This is a genomic window from Streptomyces sp. NA02950, assembly GCF_013364155.1.
In the GTDB taxonomy this organism is placed as follows: domain Bacteria; phylum Actinomycetota; class Actinomycetes; order Streptomycetales; family Streptomycetaceae; genus Streptomyces.
In genome coordinates, this window is the sequence record NZ_CP054916.1 from 2,636,610 (window position 1) to 2,660,000 (window position 23,391).

The following is a 23,391-nucleotide window of genomic DNA, read 5'->3' on the forward strand; positions in this document are numbered from 1 at the left end:
AGGGCGCACCCAGAGCGAAGCGCACCCCCGAGCACGAGGCGTCCAGGGGTGCGGGTGGGTCCGGAGCGGACGCAGGTCGTCTCGCAGACTGTGCGGCCATCGCCACCGGGGCGATGACCACACGGCGTGCGAGCGCGACGAGCCGCCCTAGCCTCCGTTGACGTTCTCCGCCTGGAACATCCAGTGATGCTTCTCGAGATCCCGGGTCAGTCCGATCAGAATGTCCTGGCTCACCGGGTCGGGCTCGGCGGTGGCGTCGATGCGCTCACGCATCCGTCCGATCACGGACGCGAGGGCGTCCACCAGTGTCCGCACGGCATGCGTGTCCTCGGTCCACCCGTCCTTGACCGCGCCGACGGCGCTGGCCTTGGCGACCGTCTCGGCCCGCCCGTCCGGAGCGACCCCGATCGCCGAGGCCCGCTCCGCCACCGTGTCGGCGTGCGTCCGGGCGGTCGCGACGACCTCGTCGAGCTGCAGATGAACCGTGCGGAACCGCGGGCCGACAACCGTCCAGTGGATCTGCTTGCCCACCAGGGCGAGATCCACGAGGTCGACGAGGGCACCCTGGAGAGCGTCACCGACGATCTTCAGGCTCTCGTCCGCGAGCGGGCTCTTGACCACAGACATCCACTTCCTCCTGTTCGACCGTTAAGCCCCCTTGATTACCTCTCACACCACAGGGTGACCCGAAAGCCGCCGGACAAACATCGGGCCCCGGTCGGTGAGAACCGACCGGGGCCCGAAGAGCCGCAGGGCAGAGCCTGTCTGTTGATCAGGCCGCCACGACGTCCACGGCCTCCGTGGGCGCCTTGATCGTCACGCGCTCCTCCGGGACACCCGTCACGGAGGACACGGACACGGGGTTGAGCATCGGCCGCATCGGCGCGGGCACCTTCTCGCCCGCCGCCGCCGACTCCGCCAGCTCCGCGAGCGACAGCTCGTCGCTCACCTCTCGCATCACCTGCGACATCCGCACGTCCAGAGCATCGCAAATCGCGGAGAGCAACTCGGACGAGGCTTCCTTCTGCCCGCGCTCGACCTCTGACAGATAGCCGAGCGACACCCGGGCGGAGGAGGAAACCTCGCGCAGAGTACGGCCCTGGCGCTGGCGCTGCCGGCGCAGCACGTCACCCAGCAGGCGACGGAGCAGAATCATCGCTGGCTCCCTCCTCGGACCTCGGATCCGGATCCTTCACGCCCCACCGTACCGCCTTCGGCTGTGCCCGTGCGGGGAGCGATGTCGTGTTCACTCAGGGCTGCAAACATCAAATCCCGCTGTGTTGTTCCGTATCCTGTGCCCCCGCTGTCGCGATCAATTCGCTGAACAGCAGCTTGACCGCGGCGTCCACGGTCTGTAGGCGGATTCCCGAGCGGTCTCCCTCCAGCCGCAGCGCGGCCGCGGCCACCCGCTCCGAGGGCCCGGCCACCGCCACGTGGACCGTGCCCACGGGCTGACCGTCCTGCGGTGTGGGACCCGCCACACCGGTGGTGGCCACGCCCCAGTCGGCCCCCAGCACACGCGTCACGCCCCGGGCCATCTGCCGCGCGACCTCGGCGTCGACCGCCCCGCGCTCGGCCAGCAGGGCCGCGTCCACCCCCAGCAGCTCGTGCTTGAGCTCGGTGGCGTAGGCGGTCACCGAGCCGCGGAAGGAGCGGGACGCCCCGTCCACCGACGTCAGCTCCGCGGCCACCAGACCGCCGGTGAGCGATTCGGCCACCGCCACGGTCTGCCCGCACCGCTCCAGCAGCGCCAGCGCCTCGGCCGCGGTGGAACGGCCGGAACCCGCCGCGCTCCTTCCCGCCGCACCGCTGCCCGCCGCCCCTGCGCTCACGACGCGGGCTCCTGGGCCGCACGGCCCGCCCGGCGCAGCACGATCGCCTGCCGTACGTAGTCGAGGCCGGTGACGACGGTCAGCACCACGGCCACCGCCATCATCCAGAAGCGCAGGGTGGCCAGCGGCCCGGTCAGCGCCAGGATGTACATCCCGACCGCCGTGCCCTGCGCCAGGGTCTTCATCTTGCCGCCGCGGCTGGCCGGGATCACCCCGTGCCGGATCACCCAGAACCGCATCAGTGTGATCCCTATCTCACGGAAGAGGATCACGCCCGTCACCCACCAGGGCAGATCGGACAGGGCGGACAGACAGATCAGCGCCGCGCCCATGATCGCCTTGTCCGCGATCGGATCGGCGATCTTGCCGAAGTCGGTGACGAGGTTGTACCGGCGGGCCAGATGGCCGTCGAAGAGGTCGGTGATCATGGCGATGGCGAAGGCCGCCCATGCGAACGAACGCCAGGCCGGGTCGTAGCCGCCGTTGTGGAGCATCAACAACACGAACCCCGGTACGAGGACCAGTCGCATCATGGTGAGGATGTTGGCGATGTTCCACAGTCCGGCGGGCCGGACGGCCGCGGCCGGGCGGTGGTGGCCTCCCGCGGCGGAGGCCGGGACGCCGGTCATCTGGCCGCCTCCTCGGTACACGCGCCGCCGCCGGGTCCGTCCAGCGGCCGCAGCGGCTCCGCGACGAGGTCCACTCCCTCCGTCGCGATCACCTTCGCTTCGACCATACGGCCCACCGCGGGCTTCGCATCCGTGCTGAGCAGCGTCTGCCCGTCGGTCTCCGGCGCCTGATGCGCACCGCGGCCCAGCACCGCCCCGCTTTCGTCGATTTCCTCCACGAGCACCTCGACGACCTCGCCGAGCCGCTCCTCGGCCCGCTGGGCGGTGAGCTCCTCGGCAAGCCGCGAGATGTGCTCCAGCCGCGCGGCGACCTCGTCCGGGTCGACCTTGTTCTCGTAACCAGCGGCCTCGGTGCCGTCCTCGTCCGAGTAGCCGAACACACCGATGGCGTCCAGCCGGGCCCCGCTGATGAAACGCTCCAGCTCGGCCAGATCCTCCTCGGTCTCACCGGGGAAGCCCACGATGAAGTTGGACCGGGCACCCGCCTGGGGCGCCTTGCCTCTGATCTCCTCCAGCAGGCCCAGGAAGCGGTCGGTGTCCCCGAAGCGCCGCATCGCGCGCAGCACACCCGGCGCCGAGTGCTGGAAGGACAGGTCGAAGTAGGGCGCGACCTTCTCGGTCGAGGTCAGCACGTCGATCAGCCCGGGCCGCATCTCGGCGGGCTGGAGGTAGCTGACCCGGATCCGCTCGATGCCGTCGACGGCCGCCAGCTCGGGCAGCAGCGTCTCCAGCAGCCGGATGTCCCCGAGGTCCTTGCCGTAGGAGGTGTTGTTCTCGGAGACCAGCATGACCTCCTTGACGCCCTGCTCGGCCAGCCAGCGGGTCTCGCCCAGCACATCGGAGGGCCGCCGCGAGATGAAGGAGCCGCGGAAGGACGGGATGGCGCAGAACGAGCAGCGCCGGTCGCATCCGGAGGCCAGCTTCACCGAGGCGACCGGGCTGGAGTCCAGCCGACGGCGCAGCGGGGCGCGCGGCCCGGAGGCGGGCGCCACTCCGGCGGGCAGGTCCTCGGGCGGGGTGTCCTGGGCGTGGCCGGGCAGCGCCACGGAGGAGGCGTCCTGCCGCTCGGCCGGGCTGATCGGCAGCAGCTTGCGGCGGTCGCGCGGGGTGTGCGAGGCGTGGATGCCGCCGGAGAGGATGGTCTGGAGCCGGTCGGAGATATCGGAGTAGTCGTCGAAGCCGAGCACCCCGTCGGCCTCGGGCAGCGCCTCCGCGAGCTCCTTGCCGTAGCGCTCGGCCATGCAGCCGACGGCCACGACCGCCTGGGTACGGCCGTGGTCCTTCAGGTCCCGCGCCTCCAGCAGGGCGTCGACCGAGTCCTTCTTGGCGGCTTCGACGAAGCCACAGGTGTTGACGACGGCGACGTCCGCGTCGGCGGCCTCCTCGACGAGCTCCCAGCCGTCCGCCGCCAAGCGGCCTGCGAGCTCCTCCGAGTCCACCTCATTACGGGCGCAGCCAAGAGTGACAAGGGCAACGGTGCGGCGTTCGGGCATGCGCTCAGACTACTTCGTCCCCCGCCCCGCCCCCGCTGCCAGGGCTCCCGATCACGGGCAGCTCAGCCCGCTTCGGGATCTCCCTTGGTGTAGCTCAGCCGCTGGACCGTCCCGCCGTCGCCCACGTTCTTCACTTCCTTGCCGTTCACGAACAGCTTGATCGCCCCGGCGTTCCCGAGCACCAGGTCGATGCGCTTGCTGTCGCTGAACGTCTTGGAGTCCCCCTCGCGCAGCACGCCCTCTTCCAGCAGCCGCCCGTTGTGGTCCTGCGCGGAGATCCAGCTCTGCCCGCTCTCGGCGGTGAGCTTGACCGTGACCTTGTCCGCCGGCACGCCCGCGATGGCGCTGTCGGACGGCTCCGGCCGGTCCGGGCGCTCGGGCTTGTGGCTGGGGCTGTGGCTGGGGGTGGTGTGGCTCGCCTTGGGCGAGGCGGAGTCCTCGGCGACCGTGGAGCCGTTGTCCTTGTCTCCACCACTGAAAAGCGTGAATCCGACGAATCCGACGACGGCCACGATGGCCGCGACCATCGCCGCCGTCCAGTTGGGGCGCCGGGGCTCGGGGCGGATCCGCTCGGCCTCGAACAGCGGGGCCGGGGCGGTCGGCACGGGCCGTCCCCCGTGATCGGCGTCGAATTGTGCGATCAGACCATCGGGGTCGAGCCCGACAGCGCGCGCGAGCACGCGGATATGCCCCCGGGCATACACATCGCCGCCGCAGCGCGAGAAGTCGTCCTGCTCGATCCCCTGCACTATGGGGACCCGGACCCGGGTGGAGGTGCTGACCTCGTCGATGGTCAGCCCGGCGGCGATACGGGCTTGCCGGAGGGCGCTGCCGACGGAAGGGCGGTCGTCTTGGGGGGAGTTGCCGTCTTCGGGAAAGTTGCCGATGGACACGGGGGCGCCTTTCGAGCGTGTAGCCACCTGCTGGAGGTTCAGTCTAGGGGTGGTACGAAAGGGTCGGGCAAGCGGGAGGACGGAGTTTGTCCGCCATCGGGATTGCCCCGCAACCATGATGGTGCGACCTCACTCCGCCACCTCCCTCAACTTGACGTCTCGGCAGGGGAAACGGTTGCCCGCCCAACCCTTACGAGTGAGCTTTTCCGCGGATCACGTCCAGCACTCCATCCAATTCGTCCGGCTTGACGAGTACATCGCGCGCCTTGGAGCCCTCGCTGGGCCCGACGACCCCCCGGGACTCCATGAGATCCATCAGCCGCCCGGCCTTGGCGAAACCCACCCGCAGCTTGCGCTGAAGCATCGACGTCGACCCGAACTGAGTGGAAACCACCAGCTCAGCGGCCTGACACAGAAGATCGAGATCGTCGCCGATCTCCTCGTCGATCTCCTTCTTCTTCGCCGTTCCGACCGTCACGTCCTCGCGGAAGACCGGTGCCATCTGCTCCTTGCAGTGCGCGACGACGGCCTCCACCTCGCTCTCGGTGACATAGGCACCCTGCATCCGGACCGGCTTGTTCGCGCCCATCGGCAGAAACAGCCCGTCGCCCTTGCCGATCAGCTTCTCCGCGCCGGGCTGGTCCAGGATGACCCGGCTGTCGGCCAGCGAGGAGGTGGCGAAGGCGAGCCGCGAGGGCACATTGGCCTTGATCAGACCGGTCACGACGTCCACCGAGGGCCGCTGGGTGGCCAGCACCAGATGGATCCCGGCCGCGCGCGCGAGCTGGGTGATCCGCACGATCGAGTCCTCGACGTCACGCGGTGCGACCATCATCAGATCCGCCAGCTCGTCGACGATCACCAGCAGATACGGATACGGCTTGAGCTCCCGCTCGCTCCCCTCGGGCTGTTTGACCTTGCCCGAGCGGACCGCCGCGTTGAAGTCGTCGATGTGGCGGAAACCGTAGGCGGCGAGATCGTCGTAGCGCAGGTCCATCTCGCGGACGACCCACTGGAGGGCCTCGGCGGCGCGCTTGGGGTTGGTGATGATCGGCGTGATCAGATGCGGAATGCCCTCGTACGCGGTCAGCTCCACCCGTTTGGGGTCGACCAGCACCATCCGCACATCGTCCGGAGTGGCCCGAACCATGATCGAGGTGATGAGGCAGTTGATGCAGGACGACTTGCCGGATCCGGTGGCGCCCGCCACCAGCACATGCGGCATGGTCGCGAGATTGGCCGCCACATAACCGCCCTCGACGTCCTTGCCGAGGCCGACCAGCATCGGGTGATCGTCCCCGACGGAGTCCGCCGAGCGCAGCACGTCGCCGAGGTTGACCATCTCGCGGTCGCTGTTGGGGATTTCGATACCGACCGCGGACTTGCCCGGGATCGGGCTGATGATCCGCACATCGGGGCTGGCCACCGCGTACGCGATGTTCTTGGTCAGCGCCGTGATCCGCTCGACCTTCACCGCCGGGCCGAGCTCCACCTCGTAGCGGGTGACCGTCGGGCCGCGGGTGAAGCCGGTGACCGCGGCGTCGACCTTGAACTCCGAGAACACCTTGGTGAGCGAGTCGACCACGGCGTCGTTGGCGGCGCTGCGCGTCTTGCCGGGCCCGCCGCGCTCCAGCAGGTCGAGCGAGGGTAGCGAGTAGGTGATGTCGCCGGAGAGCTGGAGCTGCTCGGCGCGCGGCGGCAGCGGCTCGTCCGCTTCGGCGGTGGGCCGGGTGAGGTCGGGGACGCGGGAGCTGTCCGACTGGTCGCCCCGGTCCCGGCGGCCCTTCGCCCCGGCCGGCTTCCCCTGGTCCGCACCGGCGTCACGCGTCTGCGGCACCGGGCCGCTGCCGTCACCGGTGTCGCGCTCCCCGGAGATCCCGTTGCTCAGCCCGGCGACGAGCGGCGAGGGCTGGACACCGTGCAGGACGGCCCCGTCCAGCGCGGCGGCGGCCGCGGCCGCCACGTCCACCGCGTCCATCGGACGGTCCTGCGGCGGCTCCACGGACGAGGTGCGGCGCGATCGGCGGCGCCCCCGCAGCGCCTCCTCCTCGGCCCGCTCATGGTCGTCGGGAACGTCGGCGGCGCCACGGGCCGGAGCGGACCTGCGCGGGCGTCTGGCGGGCGTCTCACGCCATTCCTCGGCGTACTCCGCGTCCGTCCCCGTGTCCGCGAACGCGTCCTCGTCCCGGACCAGGCCGAGCCGGACGCCGAGCGCCCGCAGCCGTTGCGGAATCGCCGCGACCGGCGTCGCGGTGACGACCAGCAGCCCGAAGACGGTGAGCAGCACCAGCAGCGGTACGGCCAGCACCTCGCCCATCGCGTAGATCAGCGGCCGGGAGACGCCCCAGCCGATCAGGCCGCCCGCGTCCTGTATCGCCTCGGTCCCCTGACCGCGCCCCGGGGCCCCGCAGGCGATGTGGACCTGGCCCAGCACCCCGATCACCAGCGCGGACAGACCGATCACGATCCGTCCGTTGGCCTCCGGCTTCTCGGGGTGGAGGATCAGCCGGGCGGCGATGGTGGCCAGCAGTATCGGCACCACCAGATCGAGCCGCCCGAAGGCGCCGGTGACCAGCATCTCGACCAGGTCGCCGACCGGCCCGTCCAGACTCGACCAGGTCCCCGCGGCGACGATCAGCGCCAGGGCGAGCAGCAACAGCGCACTGCCGTCCTTGCGGTGCGCCGGGTCGAGCCCCCTCGCGCCGCGCCCTATGCCGCGGAACATCGCGCCGACGCCGCGCGCCAGGCCCATCCACACCGCGCGTGCGGCGCGGTACACACCACTGGTGGGGCTGGGCGCCGGTGGCGGTGCGGCCTTCGCCGCCGCCTTCTTCTTCGCTGCCGCCTTCTTCGCGGGCGCCGCCGACTTCTTGGCGGGCGCCTTCTTGGCCGCCGCCTTCTTCGCGGGCGACTTCTTCACCGCGCCTCCGGACTGCCCGGCGCGCTTCTTCGAGGTGCCCGCCGTGCTCTGGGAACCCTTGCCGGACGTACGAGAGGCCATGGGGGCGAGGTTACCCGCGTCCGCCGTACGGAGCACGCATGGTGGACGCATCAGGCGCCCCTGACGTCACGCGGATGCCGGATACCGGCCGTGCGGTGAGGGGACGGTGACAGGGGGTCAAAGTGCGGGTGAGGGGTGGGGGATGACCGCGGGCGGACGGCCGGTGCGCCCAGGAGTGCGCGGTCAGTTCTGCGAGGGCACCTGGCTGGCGCCGCTGCCCGCACCCGGCTCCAGGGCGTCCAGCGCCCGCCGCAGACCGGTCAGCTTGCGCTCGAGATGGGCCGCGGTGGCCACCGCGGCCGCGTCGGCCGACTCGTCCAGCTGCTTGGACAGCGCTTCGGCCTGCTCCTCGACGGCGGCGAGCCGCGCGGAGAGCTCGGCGAGCAGCCCCGCCGACTCCTTGGCCTCTTCACCGGCGGCGGGCTGGCCGCCCTCCAACTGGAGCCGCAGCAGCGACGCCTGCTCCCGCAGCTGGCAGTTCTTCATGTACAGATCGACGAAGACCGAGACCTTCGCCCTGAGCACCCACGGGTCGAACGGCTTGGAGATGTAGTCGACCGCGCCCGCCGCATAGCCCCGGAAGGTGTGATGCGGACCGTGGTTGATCGCCGTGAGGAAGATGATCGGGATGTCACGGGTCCGCTCACGGCGCTTGATGTGCGCGGCGGTCTCGAAACCGTCCATGCCCGGCATCTGGACATCCAGCAGGATGACCGCGAAGTCGTCCGTCAACAGCGCCTTGAGCGCTTCCTCCCCTGACGATGCCCGTACCAGGGTCTGATCGAGCGCGGAGAGAATGGCCTCCAGCGCCAGCAGATTCTCCGGCCGGTCATCGACCAGGAGGATCTTGGCCTTCTGCACCATGCCCCGTCCTCCTCGTCCCGGCTTGGGGTCTCCCCAGCTCGAAGAGCCGAGAGAAGCACCGGGCGCCGCCCCAGGGGACGACTCCCTTCCGCCGCCCGTCCTTGTGCCGGTCATGGTAGCCGCACCCCGCTGTTCGCCACACCCTGTCACCGCGATGTCACTGTGCACGTAGCAGAAACGCGGCGGGAGACCAGAAGGTTCCCCGGATACCGCGTTCCCACACGTGTTCGGCGACAGTCAGTCAACACCACAGACGTGCCCGGCGTCCCCCAGGTCACTGCTCTGACATCCACTGCTCCATCACCGCAAGAAGATGATCGGTGTCGACGGGCTTGGTGACATAGTCCGACGCGCCAGCCTCAATACTCTTTTCACGATCTCCCTTCATCGCCTTCGCGGTGAGGGCGATGATCGGCAGTCCGGCGAACTGCGGCATCCTGCGGATCGCCGCCGTCGTGGCATAGCCGTCCATCTCCGGCATCATGATGTCCATCAGGACGAGCACGACATCGTCGTGCTGCTCGAGGACCTCGATGCCCTCCCGGCCGTTCTCCGCGTAGAGCACCTGGAGTCCGTGCTGCTCCAGCACGCTGGTGAGCGCGAACACATTGCGGATGTCGTCGTCGACGATCAGCACCTTCTCGCCGTGGAAGCCGCCCGCCGGCTCCGCTACGACCAGGTCCTGGCCGCCCAGCAGCCACGGCTCCGGGGCCTGTTCCCGGGACTGCCGCCCCCGGCGGCCCGGCCCGCGGTCCGCGGGCTGCGCCTGCTGCGGCTCGGCCGACGGCCGCTGGGGCTCCTCCTCGGTCCGCTGGCGCCGCCGGAACAGCCCGGACGCCCGCTGACCGCCGTTGGCGGAGGCGTCCGGTACGGGCTGCCGCTCCACCGCCGTCGCGTCCTCGGCAGGCTCCCCGGCGGTGCCGCTCTCGAGCGCGGCCGGGGTCCGCGGCCCGGAGGCCGAGTTGCCCGGAATCGCGATACCGGACGCCGACGCACCCGGAGCGAGCTGCGGATAGCCCTGGGGCGGCAGCTCACCGGGGTGCAGCGGCAGATAGAGCGTGAAGGTCGAACCGCGGCCCGGCTCACTGGCCGCGTGGATCTCCCCGCCCAGCAGCCGGGCGATCTCCCGGCTGATGGACAGCCCCAGACCGGTGCCGCCGTACTTCCGGCTGGTGGTCCCGTCGGCCTGCTTGAACGCCTCGAAGATCACCCGCATCTTGCTCGCCGCGATGCCGATCCCGGTGTCGGTCACCGAGAACGCGATCATGTCGGCGTCCGGTTCGCGCAGCGCGCCCGCCTCCAGGAGCTGTTCCCGGATGGCGTTGGGCACATCGCCGCCCGCCGGCCGGATGACCAGCTCCACGGCGCCGGTGTCGGTGAACTTCACCGCGTTGGACAGCAGATTGCGCAGCACCTGCAACAGCCGCTGCTCGTCGGTGTGCAGCGTGGCCGGCAGCTCGGGCGAGACCCGCACCGAGAAGTCCAGCCCCTTCTCGGCGGTCAGCGGCCGGAAGGTGGCTTCCACGTAGTCGACGAGCTGGACCAGGGCGATCCGGGTCGGGCTGACGTCCATCTTGCCCGCCTCGACCTTCGACAGGTCCAGGATGTCGTTGATCAGCTGCAACAGGTCCGAACCCGCACCGTGGATGGTCTCGGCGAACTCCACCTGCTTCGGCGAGAGATTGCCGTCGGCGTTGTCGGCGAGCAGCTTGGCCAGGATCAGCAGCGAGTTGAGCGGGGTGCGCAGCTCGTGCGACATGTTGGCGAGGAACTCGCTCTTGTAGCGCATCGAGACCGCGAGCTGCTCGGCGCGCTCCTCGAGCACCTGCCGCGCCTCCTCGATCTCGGTGTTCTTCACCTCGATGTCGCGGTTCTGCCGGGCCAGCCGGTCCGACTTCTCCTCCAGCTCCGCGTTGGACGCCTGGAGCGCCTTCTGCCGGTTCTCCAGCTCGGCCGACCGCTCCCGCAGCTGCTCGGTCAGCTCCTGCGACTGCTTCAGCAGCACCTCGGTCTTGGTGTTGACGCTGATGGTGTTGACGCTGGTGCCGATCATCTCGGCGATCTGGTTGAGGAAGTCCTTCTGGATCTGGGCGAACGGCTGGAACGACGCCAGCTCGACCACACCGAGCAGCTGGCCCTCGAAGAGCACCGGCAGCACGATCACATGGGCCGGGGCCGCCTCGCCCAGACCCGAAGCGATCTTGAGGTAGCCCGGGGGCACGTTCTCCACCAGGATCGGCCGCTTCTCCTCGGCGACGGTCCCGATGAGGGTCTCGCCCGGCCGGAAGGACGTGGGCATCGACCCGTGGGAGTAGCCGTAACTGCCGATCAGCCGCAGCTCGTAACCCTCGTCGGAGGTACTGTCGGCGACCACCTCGGTGCCGTCGCCGGCCGGCACCGCCAGGAAGAACGCGCCGTGCTGGGCGGAGACCACCGGGGTCAGCTCGCTCATGATCAGCCGGGCGACGTCCTTCAGATCACGCCGTCCCTGCATCAGACCGGAGATCCGGGCCAGGTTGCCCTTCAGCCAGTCCTGCTCCTTGTTGGCGAGGGTGGTCTCGCGCAGGTTGGCGATCATGGTGTTGATGTGGTCCTGGAGGACCTGGATCTCGCCCGAGGCATCCACGTCGATCTTGAGATTGAGATCGCCGCGGGTCACCGCGGTGGCGACCTCGGCGATGGCGCGCACCTGACGGGTCAGGTTGCCGGCCATCTCGTTCACCGACTCGGTCAAATCCTTCCAGGTACCGGCCACGTCCCGGACCCGCGCCTGACCGCCGAGCTGGCCCTCGGTGCCCACCTCACGGGCCACCCGGGTCACCTGGTCGGCGAACGAGGACAGCTGGTCGACCATCGTGTTGATGGTCGTCTTCAGCTCGAGGATCTCGCCCCGCGCCTCGATGTCGATCTTCTTGGTCAGATCGCCCTGGGCGATCGCCGTGGTGACCATGGCGATGTTGCGCACCTGGCCGGTCAGGTTGGACGCCATCGAGTTCACGGACTCGGTGAGGTCCTTCCACGTCCCGGACACGCCGGGCACCCGCGCCTGGCCGCCCAGGATGCCGTCCGTGCCCACCTCGCGCGCCACCCGGGTGACCTCGTCGGCGAACGACGACAGCGTGGTCACCATGGTGTTGACTGTGTCGGCCAGCGCCGCGACCTCGCCGCGCGCCTCGACCGTCACCTTCTTCGTCAGATCGCCGTTGGCGACCGCGGCCGAGACCTGGGAGATGTTCCGCACCTGGATGGTGAGGTTGTTGGCCATCAGGTTGACGTTGTTGCTCAGGTCCTTCCAGATGCCGGTGACGCCCGGCACCCGCGCCTGACCGCCCAACTGCCCCTCCGTGCCCACCTCACGGGCCACCCGGGTGACCTGCTCGGCGAACGACGACAGCTGGTCCACCATCGTGTTCACGGTGGTGACGAGCTCGAGGATCTCGCCCTTGGCGTCAACGGTGATCTTCTTCGACAGATCGCCCTTGGCGACCGCCGTCGTCACCTCGGCGATGGAACGCACCTGCGACGTCAGGTTGTTGGCCATGCCGTTCACGGACTGGGTGAGGTCCTTCCAGGTGCCGGAGACCCCCTGCACCTCGGCCTGGCCGCCCAACTGCCCCTCGGTGCCCACCTCGCGGGCGACGCGGGTGACCTCCTCGGCGAACGAGGACAGCTGGTCCACCATGGTGTTGAGGGTATTCTTCAGCTCCAGGATCTCGCCGCGCGCATCGACGTCGATCTTCTGCGAGAGGTCACCGCGCGCGACCGCGGTCGCGACCTGAGCGATGTTGCGGACCTGGGCGGTCAGATTGCCCGCCATGCCGTTCACCGAGTCGGTCAGATCGCGCCACACGCCCGCCACACCAGGCACCTGCGCCTGGCCGCCCAGACGGCCGTCCGTACCCACCTCGCGGGCGACCCGGGTCACCTGCTCGGCGAAGTCCGAGAGCTGGTCGACCATCGTGTTGATGGTGTTCTTCAGCTCCAGGATCTCGCCCCGCGCGTCCACCTCGATCTTCTGCGACAGATCGCCGCGGGCGACGGCCGTCGTCACCTGGGCGATCCCGCGCACCTGCGAGGTCAGATTCCCCGCCATGGAGTTGACGGAGTCGGTCAGGTCCTTCCAGGTGCCGCTGACGCCGTCCACCCGGGCCTGACCGCCCAGCCGCCCTTCGGTGCCCACGTCCCGCGCCATCCGCGTGACCTGGTCGGCGAAGGACGAGAGCTGGTCCACCATGGTGTTCACGGTGTTCTTCAGCTTGAGCATCTCACCGGAGACATCGACCGTGACCTTCTGCGACAGATCGCCGTTGGCCACCGCCGTGGTCACCTGGGCGATGTTGCGCACCTGTCCGGTGAGGTTGCGGAAGGCGGTGTTCACCGAATCGGTGAGGTCCTTCCACGTCCCCGCCGCGCCCGGCACCTGCGCCTGGCCCCCCAGTTCACCCTCGACACCGATCTCCCGGGCGACTCTGGTCACCTCGGCACCGAAGGACTGGAGCTGGTCGACCATCGTGTTGACGGTGTTCTTCAACTCCAGCATCTCGCCGGCCACGTCCACGGTGACCTTCTGCGACAGATCGCCGTTCGCCACCGCCGTGGTCACCTGAGCGATGTCCCGCACCTGCGCGGTCAGATTGCGGAACGCGGTGTTCACCGAATCGGTGAGGTCCTTCCACGTCCCCGCCGCGCCCGGCACCTGCGCCTGACCGCCGAGCAGGCCCTCGGCCCCGACCTCGCTGGCCACCCGCGTCACCTCGTCTGCGAAGGTGCGCAGCGTTTCGGTCATCGTGTTGATCGTGTCGGCCAGCTGCGCGACTTCGCCGCGTGCGCTCACCGTCACCTTCTGCGACAGATCGCCGTTGGCGACGGCGGTCGTCACCTGGGCGATCCCGCGCACCTGGGCGGTGAGGTTCCCGGCCATCAGGTTGACCGAGTCCGTCAGGTCCTTCCACACCCCCGCGACCCCGGGCACCTTCGCCTGGCCGCCGAGTTCACCCTCGGTACCCACCTCGCGGGCGACTCTCGTCACCTCGGCGGCGAACGAGGACAGCTGGTCCACCATCGTGTTGACGGTGTTCTTCAGCTCGAGCATCTCCCCGGACACATGGACCGTGACCTTCCGGGAGAGATCGCCCTTGGCCACCGCCGTGGTCACCAGCGCGATGTCCCGCACCTGGGCGGTGAGCCGGGAAGCCATCGTGTTGACGGACTCCGTGAGGTCCTTCCACGAGCCGGACATCCCGCGCACCCGGGCCTGACCACCCAGCTTGCCCTCGGTACCGACCTCACTGGCGACTCTGGTCACCTCGTCGGTGAACGCCGAGAGCTGGTCCACCAGCCCGTTGACGGTACGCCCCACCTTCAGGAACTCACCGCGCAACGGATGCGCCGAACCGTCGGCGCCCTGTGCCCGCAGATCCATGCGCTGCTCGAGGTCGCCCTCGGCGACCGCGGACAGCACCCGGCCCACCTCGGACACCGGCCGCACCAGATCGTCCACCAATGCGTTGGACGCGTCAATGGCCGCCGCCCACTGCCCCTCGCAGGCGCCCGTCTCCAGCCGCTCGGTGAGCTTGCCCTCGCGGCCGACCACCCGCCGCACCCGGGTCAGCTCGCCCGTGAGCTGGAGATTGCGGTCCGCGACCTCGTTGAAGACCGCGGCGATCTCGGACATGATCCCTTCGCCCGAGACCGTCAGACGCTTGCGGAAGTTTCCGTCCCGCATCGCCGTCATGGCGGTCAGCAGTCGGTTCAGGGCAGCCGTCTCCACCTCAGTCGTCCCATTGCTGCGGGACCGTCCGCCCTTCGCGCGCGTATTCGTGCCCCGCGCCGCTCCGCCAGACTCCACCGTGTCCCTCCCGCAGGGTCGACCATCCTCGTCGGGTTCTTCTTCCAGCTTGCCCAGTGTTTCACCATGGCCCAACCAGGCCATAACAGTTCGGCAGCATCGCACACCGCGGACAGCACACTCTGGGTGGAATCAGTGCCGACCGGCATTCGCGAGCGCCCTGGAGGTAAGTAACCTGGCATCCGGCCAGGGCATCGGAGGGGCGCTGCGACATGGGTGAGCAGATCGCCGAGACACATATGAGGAGACCTGTGATCACCGCGCGGGCAGCCGCCACCTTCGAGCCGGTCGGACGCTCGGTCGCCGCCGCCCGCACGTTCGTCCGGGACACGCTGCAAGGATGGGGCCTCACCGACATCGTCGACGACGCCGTCGTCCTCACCAGTGAACTGGTCACCAACGCGGTTGTCCATGCCGGTACGACCGCCGATGTGGTCTGCATCCGGGCGGACACCGGCGTACGCGTCGAGGTCGCCGACCGCTACCCGGAGCGCGAGCTTCCGGTGCAGAGCAACGGCGGCCACCACTTCGGAAGCCCCGATAGCGAAGGCGGCCGCGGTCTGCTACTCTGCGCCGCCCTCGCAGTACGCTGGGGAGTCGAGTACTCGGCCACCCACAAGCAGGTCTGGTTCCAGCTCGACTTCCCCGACCGCCCGGCCGGGACGCGCGCCGCGGGCCCCGCACTTCCCTCCAGCGCCCTGCCCATCGCCGACGCCCGGGTCCGGGTCGCCGTCGTCCAGGTCGACAGCGGCGCACTCATCAGCGACTGGAACGACGACGCCCAGGAACTCTTCGGCTACACACCGGAGCAGGTCATCGGCAAACCGCTGACCGATCTCGCGGCCTGGCCGCACACCCCCGGCACCGGCACCGGCATCGCCGAGGCCCTCCAGCTCTCCCGCTGGGAGGGCTCGTACGGGATCCGCGGCGCCGACGGCCGGGTCTCCCCCGTCTACGCCTCCCATTTGCGCGTCCGCGACACCCAGGGCGATCCGTCCACCGTCTGTCTGCTGGTCCGGGACCGCGAGCGCGCCGTCCTCCAGAGCCCGCTGCGCGCGGTGGCGCCCGACAGCGGCGAATCCGCCGAGCGCGGTCCGGCCTCCGACGCCTTCGAGGTCTTCATCGGCTCACCGGCCCCCGACGACCTCGACGGACTGCTCCAGCGCACCGTCGAGCGGGCCCGCGACATGCTCGACGGCGACGCCGCCTATCTGCTGCTCGCCACCGACGACGAAACCGAGCTGGAGGTGCGCGCCTCGACCGGACTGCCCTCCGCCCGCCAGCGCTTCGCCCGGGTCCCCGTCGAGGCCGGCACCGGCCGCTACGGCTCGGCGCGGATGCCCGCCGTGCACGAGGACCTGTCGGCGCTGCCCGGCGCCGTCCCGCTCCTGGTCAACACCGGGATGCGGTCGGTCGTCACGGTCCCGCTGAAGGTCGAGGGACGGCTCACCGGCTCGCTCGGCGTCGCCGCCGAGGCACCCGGCCGCTACAGCAACGAGGAGGCGCTGCGGCTCCAGTTCGCCGCCGACCGCATCGCGCTCGCCGTCGAACGGGCCCGCCTCACCGAGCTGGAGCGGCTGCGCCGTGGCTCGCTGTCCTTCCTCGTCGAGGCGTCCGACCTCCTCGCGGGCACCCTGGACCGCGACCAGACGCTGGCGCTGATGGCCCAGATGACGGTCCCCACCCTCGCCAGCTGGTGCGCCGTCTACACCGTCGCCGACCAGGTCTCCGAACCCGAGCTCTCCTACGTGCTGCACGAGGACGAGGACCGCATCGACGGCCTCAAGGCCCTGCTGACGAAGATCGATCCGCCGGAGCAGGTGCCCACCGGCGGCGCCCGCGGCTGGTCCGGCCCGTACGACGCCGCCCACGCCGCGGCCCTGCGGACCTCGCTGCGCAGCCTCAGCCTCGGCGACTCCGCCCGCCCCTCCTCCGGCCCCGGCGCCTCCCTGGCGACGGCCTCCGCGGTGGGCGGCGAGACGGTCGTCCTGCCCCTGGTGGCCCGCAACCGCGTGATCGGCATGCTGACCCTCGGCAAGCCCACCGACGAGCACTTCCGCCAGGAGAACCTGGAGCTCGCCGAGGACCTCTCCCGCCGTGCCGCGCTGGCCCTGGACAACGCCCGGCTGTACTCGGAGCGCACCGCCATCAGCCAGTCCCTCCAGCGCAGCCTGCTGCCGCCGGAGCAGCCCGAGGTCCCCGGCGTCGAGGTCGAGGTCATCTACCGCGCGGCGGGCGAGGGCAACGAGGTCGGCGGTGACTTCTACGACCTCTTCCCGATCCGCGACGGCGCCTACGGCTTCGCCATCGGCGATGTCTGCGGCACCGGCCCGGAGGCCGCCGCGGTGACCGGCCTGGCCCGACACGCGCTGCGGCTGCTCGCCCGCGAGGGCTTCGGCGGTCCGGCGGTGCTGGAGCGGCTCAACGCGGCCATCCTCGACGAGGGCGCCCGCAGCCGCTTCCTGACCCTGCTCTACGGGGAGTTGTGGCCGCAGCACGACGGCAGCGCGGTCCTCAAGGTCGTCTGCGCCGGACATCCGCTGCCCCTGCGGCTGCGCCAGGACGGCAGCGTCGAGGCGGCCGCCGAACCGCAGCCGCTGCTCGGCGTCATGGAGGACCTGGAGCTGTACGAGCAGACCGTGACCCTCGACCCGGGCGATGTCCTGCTGTGCGTCACCGACGGGGTCACCGAGCGGCGCGAGGGCACCAGGATGCTCGGCGACGAGGGTCTCACCGATGTCCTCGTCAACTGCACGGGGCTCACCGCGGGCGCGGTGGCCGCGAGGGTGCTGCGCGCCGTCGAGCGCTTCGCGGCGGAGCCGCCGTCGGACGACATGGCGATCCTGGCGATGCGCGTCCCTGAGCGCCACGACGCGTAACGGGAAACAGGGACAACGGGGTCAGCAGGGTCAGCAGGAACAGCGGGGACGGGGTGAATGCCCTGTCCCCGCCCGTGATCCACGGGTGATGGATCCGAACAATCGAGTAGGAGGGACGGGTCGCCCGTCCCTCCTCTCACACCACCGGACATGCGGGCCACGCATCCGGCGGTTCATCCAGCTGATCTCAACCGTTGCCAGGTCGGCTTGAGCGTGCGCAGACCAAGATCGTCCCAGTAGGCATTGGGCAGTGCCCGCGCAAGGACGGGAGACCCCGCGACCCGCCAGTAGCCCTTGCTGGTGCCTCCCCATTCACGGGAGAGCCGCTCGCTGATGCCGAGCTTTCGCAGCATGGCCTGGCGCGTCCTGGGACGCTTCCATTCCTTCCAGCGGATCTGCCGCATCCTGCGGCGGAACCACTCGTCCAGGTCCCGGAACGCCCTGGAGGCATCCGAGATCCGGAAGTAGCCCATCCACCCGGTCATGAACCGGTCGATCTTCGCGATCCGTTCGTCCATCGCGATGCTCCACCGGCGTGAGGTCAGCTCCCGGATCTTCGCCTTCCAGCGCGCCAGCGCCTTCGGGTCAATCCGGATCCTGACCCCGTTCCGGGTGAAGTAGAAGCCGAACCCCAGCAGCATGGCGGCGGACGCTCGGACAACTCTTGACTTCTCCCGGTTGACCTTCAGTTTCAACCGCTGCTCGACCACGGCCGTGACCGAGGCAAGCACCCTGTGGGCGGCCCGTTCGCTCCGCACGAAGACGCGCACATCGTCGGCGTAACGCACGAACCGGTGACCGCGCCTGAACAGCTCCCGGTCCAGGTCGTCGAGCATGACGTTCGACAAGACGGGCGAAAGCGGCGACCCCTGCGGGGTTCCCTCCGCACTCGGCATCTTCACGCCGTCCACCATGATCCCGGCTTCCAGGTACCTGCGGATCAACTTCAAGACCCTGCGGTCACTGACTTTCCGCGCGACCCGCGCCATCAGGACATCGTGCTGAACCCGGTCGAAGAACCGGTCCAGATCAAGGTCCACGACCCACCGGTGGCCGTCCTCGATCGCCCGCCTCGCGACCCTGACCGCCTGATGAGCGGACCGGCCGGGACGGAACCCGAAGGACGACCCCGAAAACTGCGGGTCGAAAACGGGCACGAGCACTTGCGCGATAGCCTGCTGGATCAAGCGGTCCAGCACCCGCGGCACCCCCAGCATCCGCTCACCGCCGCCAGGCTTCGGGATGATCACCTGACGGACCGGCGCCGGCCGGTAAGTGCCCGCATCGAGCTCAGCCCGGACAACGGGCCAGTGCACCAGCAACCACGGACGAAGCTCCGCCGTGGTCATCCCGTCCACCCCGGGAGCCCCCCGGTTCGCTTCGACGCGGTTGAGCGCCGCGAGCAGGTTCTCCTTCGAGAGCATCAACTCCCACAAGGCGGGTTCCTGTTCGCGGTGAACGTCTTCCGTGAGACGCGCCGACCGGACACTACGCTCCGCCAGGACATCGCCGGAATGCACCGGTCCCTCCCCGGACGGCACCACTGACGCGGACTTGCTGCGGTCATCGTGCCCGGCACGAGCAGACATCACATCACCCGTTCCACTCGATGTTCGGCCCTTCCCAGCCCGCCGCACTCACGGCCACCCCGGCTGGTACTACGACCTCTGCTGACTTCTGCCCGGTCAGCCCGCACCTTCCAGTGCGGACCGTCGGCGCGGCGGCACCTCAGCACAACCGACACCCGGACAGACCTCCCCGGATAAGAACGATCACTGTCCCTGGACCGCTGCCGCGTTTACGCACTGGCCTTCTTGGCAGTGACGGGCTTCACCCTCGTCGGCGGGCTCACCCGACCAGCACGCCTCATACACGGTTCGTGTTCCTCAGTGCCCAGGTCTCGCCTCGGGCTTCCTCCCGACCCCACCTCACGATGACGCCGTTGCCTCCGGCTCGGGGTTAGCACCACCTCTTCCCCCAGGGGACTTCCACCCCCAAGCAATCGCCCATGCCGGGCATACCGACGAAGGCCCCCGCCGATTGGCGGGGGCCTTGTACTGGAGCCCCAATACGGAATCGAACCGTAGACCTTCTCCTTACCATGGAGACGCTCTGCCGACTGAGCTATTGGGGCGCGGCAACGGGATAGATCCTACCCGAACTCGAGTGCGCTCCCGACCACCCCACCCCGGTCGCTCAGGCTGCTGACTGCAACAGCCCCCCGAGCGCGTTGCAGGCCGAGACCACTCGCTGCAACTCCCGCCGCGACATGGCCGGATCGACGGGCAGTGCCAGGCATTCGTCGGCCGCCCGTTCGGTCTGAGCGAGCCACAGATCGCGCCGGAACCGCGCGGTGCGGTGCGCGGGAGTCTGAACCGGTACGTGGCAGACAACACCGCGCGAGCGCAGCGCACGGGCGAAGGCGTCGCGATCCGGACGCCCATTGCCCGGTACCCGCACCACGTACTGCTGGTAGGTGTGTTCCATTCCCTGCCGCACGGCGGGCGTGATGACCCCGCGCAGCTTTCCGTCCAGATAGGCCGCGTTCGCCTGCCGTCGCAGAATTTCCCCGGCGGGCTCGGGCTGGGCCCCGTAGCCGACGATCTGAACACCGTGCCGCCGGCCCAGCGCGGTGAGACCGGCCATGTCGGCCGGGTGTCCAAAGGTGTGTACGGCCACAACAGCCGCGGTCCGGGGCGTGATCGCCTCGGCCACCGCGGCGGGATCTATGCAGAAGGTGTCGGCGTCGATGTCCACGAAGACCGGCCTCGCGCCGGCCAGCAGCACCGCTTCCGCCGCCTCGGGGGTGCCGTAGGACGGCACGACCACCTCGTCGCCCGGCCGGATGCCCAGCCGGGTCAACTCACGCCACAGCTCATCCGTAGGAGTGCCCATGGCTCGCATCGTGCCCACGCAACATGAACACCGCGTGACTCGCAACACAACAAGAGAGAGCCCTATCCGGAACCGAAGTTCCCGATAGGACTCTCTGCACAATTTGTTCGGCGGCGTCCTACTCTCCCACAGGGTCCCCCCTGCAGTACCATCGGCGCTGAAAGGCTTAGCTTCCGGGTTCGGAATGTAACCGGGCGTTTCCCTAACGCAATGACCACCGAAACACTATAAAGTTGAACCGGACATGGACACGGTTCATTACTTCAGAACCAACACAGTGGACGCGAGCAACTGAGGACAAGCCCTCGGCCTATTAGTACCAGTCAACTCCACCGGTCACCCGGCTTCCATATCTGGCCTATCAACCCAGTCGTCTACTGGGAGCCTTAACCCATCAAGTGGGTGGGAGCCCTCATCTCGAAGCAGGCTTCCCGCTTAGATGCTTTCAGCGGTTATCCCTCCCGAACGTAGCCAACCAGCCATGCCCTTGGCAGGACAACTGGCACACCAGAGGTTCGTCCGTCCCGGTCCTCTCGTACTAGGGACAGCCCTTCTCAAGACTCCTACGCGCACAGCGGATAGGGACCGAACTGTCTCACGACGTTCTAAACCCAGCTCGCGTACCGCTTTAATGGGCGAACAGCCCAACCCTTGGGACCGACTCCAGCCCCAGGATGCGACGAGCCGACATCGAGGTGCCAAACCATCCCGTCGATATGGACTCTTGGGGAAGATCAGCCTGTTATCCCCGGGGTACCTTTTATCCGTTGAGCGACGGCGCTTCCACAAGCCACCGCCGGATCACTAGTCCCGACTTTCGTCCCTGCTCGACCCGTCAGTCTCACAGTCAAGCTCCCTTGTGCACTTACACTCAACACCTGATTGCCAACCAGGCTGAGGGAACCTTTGGGCGCCTCCGTTACCCTTTAGGAGGCAACCGCCCCAGTTAAACTACCCACCAGACACTGTCCCTGATCCGGATCACGGACCCAGGTTAGACATCCAGCACGACCAGAGTGGTATTTCAACAATGACTCCCCCTGAACTGGCGTCCAGAGTTCACAGTCTCCCACCTATCCTACACAAGCCGAACCGAACACCAATATCAAGCTGTAGTAAAGGTCCCGGGGTCTTTCCGTCCTGCTGCGCGAAACGAGCATCTTTACTCGTAATGCAATTTCACCGGGCCTATGGTTGAGACAGTCGAGAAGTCGTTACGCCATTCGTGCAGGTCGGAACTTACCCGACAAGGAATTTCGCTACCTTAGGATGGTTATAGTTACCACCGCCGTTTACTGGCGCTTAAGTTCTCAGCTTCGCCCCACCGAAATGGAGCTAACCGGTCCCCTTAACGTTCCAGCACCGGGCAGGCGTCAGTCCGTATACATCGCCTTACGGCTTCGCACGGACCTGTGTTTTTAGTAAACAGTCGCTTCTCGCTGGTCTCTGCGGCCACCACCAGCTCACACTGCAAGAGTGATCACCAGCAATGGCCCCCCTTCTCCCGAAGTTACGGGGGCATTTTGCCGAGTTCCTTAACCATAGTTCACCCGAACGCCTCGGTATTCTCTACCTGACCACCTGAGTCGGTTTAGGGTACGGGCCGCCATGAAACTCGCTAGAGGCTTTTCTCGACAGCATAGGATCATCCACTTCACCACAATCGGCTCGGCATCAGGTCTCAGCCTTAACGTGCGACGGATTTACCTACCACACGGCCTACACCCTTACCCCGGGACAACCACCGCCCGGGCTGGACTACCTTCCTGCGTCACCCCATCACTTACCTACTACCACCTTGGACCGGCGGCTCCACCACTCCCCCTCACTCCGAAGAGATCAGGGGCGGCTTCACGGCCTTAGCATCAGAGGATTCGATATTGGGCGCTTCAAAGCGGGTACCGGAATATCAACCGGTTGTCCATCGACTACGCCTGTCGGCCTCGCCTTAGGTCCCGACTTACCCTGGGCAGATCAGCTTGACCCAGGAACCCTTAGTCAATCGGCGCACACGTTTCCCACGTGTGTATCGCTACTCATGCCTGCATTCTCACTCGTGAACCATCCACAACTCGCTTACACGGCTGCTTCACCCGGCACACGACGCTCCCCTACCCAACCCAGCCCCCGTTAGGGGTTAATGCTGGATTGACACAACTTCGGCGGTACGCTTGAGCCCCGCTACATTGTCGGCGCGGAATCACTTGACCAGTGAGCTATTACGCACTCTTTCAAGGATGGCTGCTTCTAAGCCAACCTCCTGGTTGTCTCTGCGACTCCACATCCTTTCCCACTTAGCGTACGCTTAGGGGCCTTAGTCGATGCTCTGGGCTGTTTCCCTCTCGACCATGGAGCTTATCCCCCACAGTCTCACTGCCACGCTCTCACTTACCGGCATTCGGAGTTTGGCTAAGGTCAGTAACCCGGTAGGGCCCATCGCCTATCCAGTGCTCTACCTCCGGCAAGAAACACACGACGCTGCACCTAAATGCATTTCGGGGAGAACCAGCTATCACGGAGTTTGATTGGCCTTTCACCCCTAACCACAGGTCATCCCCCAGGTTTTCAACCCTGGTGGGTTCGGTCCTCCACGAAGTCTTACCTCCGCTTCAACCTGCCCATGGCTAGATCACTCCGCTTCGGGTCTTGAGCGTGCTACTCCACCGCCCTCTTCGGACTCGCTTTCGCTACGGCTTCCCCACACGGGTTAACCTCGCAACACACCGCAAACTCGCAGGCTCATTCTTCAAAAGGCACGCAGTCACGACGCAGAGACAAGTCTCTGCGCGACGCTCCCACGGCTTGTAGGCACACGGTTTCAGGTACTATTTCACTCCGCTCCCGCGGTACTTTTCACCATTCCCTCACGGTACTATCCGCTATCGGTCACCAGGGAATATTTAGGCTTAGCGGGTGGTCCCGCCAGATTCACACGGGATTTCTCGGGCCCCGTGCTACTTGGGTGGCTCTCAAGCAAGTTGCTGACATTTCAGCTACGGGGGTCTTACCCTCTACGCCGGGCCTTTCGCATGCCCTTCGCCTACATCAACAATTTCT

General features: G+C 68.0%; 12 protein-coding genes, 1 tRNA gene and 2 rRNA genes (1 of these 15 cut by a window edge). 1 reads left to right on the top strand and 14 read right to left on the bottom strand.

Going from position 1 to position 23,391, the window contains the following annotated elements; all coding sequences use genetic code 11:
• Window positions 1–147: 147 nt before the first annotated feature.
• The 9 genes from HUT19_RS11025 to HUT19_RS11065 all read right to left on the bottom strand — a co-directional run bounded on the left by HUT19_RS11025 (window position 148) and on the right by HUT19_RS11065 (window position 14,560).
• Window positions 148–627 (bottom strand): Dps family protein, encoded by a 480-nt coding sequence (locus tag HUT19_RS11025; RefSeq protein WP_176180300.1) that lies wholly within the window; start codon window positions 625–627, stop codon window positions 148–150.
• 145 nt (window positions 628–772) lie between these two features.
• A complete protein-coding gene (locus HUT19_RS11030; RefSeq protein ID WP_176180301.1) occupies window positions 773–1,156 on the bottom strand; it encodes a helix-turn-helix domain-containing protein in 384 nt (127 codons plus the stop codon).
• A 109-nt stretch (window positions 1,157–1,265) separates the two neighbouring features.
• The gene (locus HUT19_RS11035; RefSeq protein ID WP_176186748.1) at window positions 1,266–1,754 is read right to left on the bottom strand and encodes a CinA family protein; all 489 of its coding nucleotides are present in this window, start codon (window positions 1,752–1,754) and stop codon (window positions 1,266–1,268) included.
• A gap of 74 nt (window positions 1,755–1,828) precedes the next feature.
• On the bottom strand, window positions 1,829–2,461 hold the full coding sequence (gene pgsA, locus HUT19_RS11040; RefSeq protein ID WP_176180302.1) for a CDP-diacylglycerol--glycerol-3-phosphate 3-phosphatidyltransferase: 633 nt from the start codon (window positions 2,459–2,461) through the stop codon (window positions 1,829–1,831).
• Window positions 2,458–3,954 (bottom strand): 30S ribosomal protein S12 methylthiotransferase RimO, encoded by a 1,497-nt coding sequence (gene rimO / locus HUT19_RS11045; protein WP_176180303.1) that lies wholly within the window; start codon window positions 3,952–3,954, stop codon window positions 2,458–2,460. The genes pgsA and rimO overlap by 4 nt, the downstream gene beginning before the upstream one ends.
• A gap of 62 nt (window positions 3,955–4,016) precedes the next feature.
• Window positions 4,017–4,847 carry a helix-turn-helix domain-containing protein gene (locus HUT19_RS11050; protein ID WP_176180304.1) on the bottom strand — a complete coding sequence of 277 codons (831 nt, stop codon included), beginning with the start codon at window positions 4,845–4,847 and terminating at the stop codon, window positions 4,017–4,019.
• Between the two features lie 190 nt (window positions 4,848–5,037).
• Window positions 5,038–7,848 (bottom strand): DNA translocase FtsK, encoded by a 2,811-nt coding sequence (locus HUT19_RS11055; RefSeq protein ID WP_176180305.1) that lies wholly within the window; start codon window positions 7,846–7,848, stop codon window positions 5,038–5,040.
• A 183-nt stretch (window positions 7,849–8,031) separates the two neighbouring features.
• Window positions 8,032–8,712 carry a response regulator gene (locus HUT19_RS11060; RefSeq protein WP_176180306.1) on the bottom strand — a complete coding sequence of 227 codons (681 nt, stop codon included), beginning with the start codon at window positions 8,710–8,712 and terminating at the stop codon, window positions 8,032–8,034.
• 274 nt (window positions 8,713–8,986) lie between these two features.
• Window positions 8,987–14,560, bottom strand: coding sequence for a HAMP domain-containing protein (locus HUT19_RS11065; protein WP_176180307.1), 5,574 nt, complete (start codon window positions 14,558–14,560; stop codon window positions 8,987–8,989).
• A gap of 212 nt (window positions 14,561–14,772) precedes the next feature.
• Between HUT19_RS11065 and HUT19_RS11070 the strand changes: the two genes are divergently transcribed.
• Window positions 14,773–17,439 carry a SpoIIE family protein phosphatase gene (locus HUT19_RS11070; protein WP_254885529.1) on the top strand — a complete coding sequence of 889 codons (2,667 nt, stop codon included), beginning with the start codon at window positions 14,773–14,775 and terminating at the stop codon, window positions 17,437–17,439.
• A 173-nt stretch (window positions 17,440–17,612) separates the two neighbouring features.
• On the opposite strand, the gene ltrA is transcribed toward HUT19_RS11070, so the two are convergent.
• The 5 genes from ltrA to HUT19_RS11095 all read right to left on the bottom strand — a co-directional run.
• Entirely contained in the window at window positions 17,613–18,863 is a 1,251-nt protein-coding gene (ltrA, locus tag HUT19_RS11075; protein ID WP_217712253.1) for a group II intron reverse transcriptase/maturase, read from the bottom strand.
• Between the two features lie 634 nt (window positions 18,864–19,497).
• Window positions 19,498–19,573 (bottom strand) — tRNA-Thr (locus HUT19_RS11080).
• A 62-nt stretch (window positions 19,574–19,635) separates the two neighbouring features.
• Entirely contained in the window at window positions 19,636–20,334 is a 699-nt protein-coding gene (locus HUT19_RS11085) for a DegT/DnrJ/EryC1/StrS family aminotransferase (RefSeq protein ID WP_254885530.1), read from the bottom strand.
• 105 nt (window positions 20,335–20,439) lie between these two features.
• A 5S ribosomal RNA gene (gene rrf / locus HUT19_RS11090) occupies window positions 20,440–20,556 on the bottom strand.
• A 71-nt stretch (window positions 20,557–20,627) separates the two neighbouring features.
• Window positions 20,628–23,391, bottom strand: a 23S ribosomal RNA gene (locus HUT19_RS11095) (it continues 360 nt past the right edge of the window).

Coding starts and splice junctions, on each gene's coding strand:
- HUT19_RS11025 (WP_176180300.1), bottom strand. CDS start 627: ATGTCTGTGGTCAAGAGCCCGCTCGCGGACGAGAGCCTGAAGATCGTC.
- HUT19_RS11030 (WP_176180301.1), bottom strand. CDS start 1,156: ATGATTCTGCTCCGTCGCCTGCTGGGTGACGTGCTGCGCCGGCAGCGC.
- pgsA (WP_176180302.1), bottom strand. CDS start 2,461: ATGACCGGCGTCCCGGCCTCCGCCGCGGGAGGCCACCACCGCCCGGCC.
- rimO (WP_176180303.1), bottom strand. CDS start 3,954: ATGCCCGAACGCCGCACCGTTGCCCTTGTCACTCTTGGCTGCGCCCGT.
- HUT19_RS11055 (WP_176180305.1), bottom strand. CDS start 7,848: ATGGCCTCTCGTACGTCCGGCAAGGGTTCCCAGAGCACGGCGGGCACC.
- HUT19_RS11060 (WP_176180306.1), bottom strand. CDS start 8,712: ATGGTGCAGAAGGCCAAGATCCTCCTGGTCGATGACCGGCCGGAGAAT.
- HUT19_RS11070 (WP_254885529.1), top strand. CDS start 14,773: ATGGGTGAGCAGATCGCCGAGACACATATGAGGAGACCTGTGATCACC.
- ltrA (WP_217712253.1), bottom strand. CDS start 18,863: ATGCTCTCGAAGGAGAACCTGCTCGCGGCGCTCAACCGCGTCGAAGCG.
- HUT19_RS11085 (WP_254885530.1), bottom strand. CDS start 20,334: ATGGGCACTCCTACGGATGAGCTGTGGCGTGAGTTGACCCGGCTGGGC.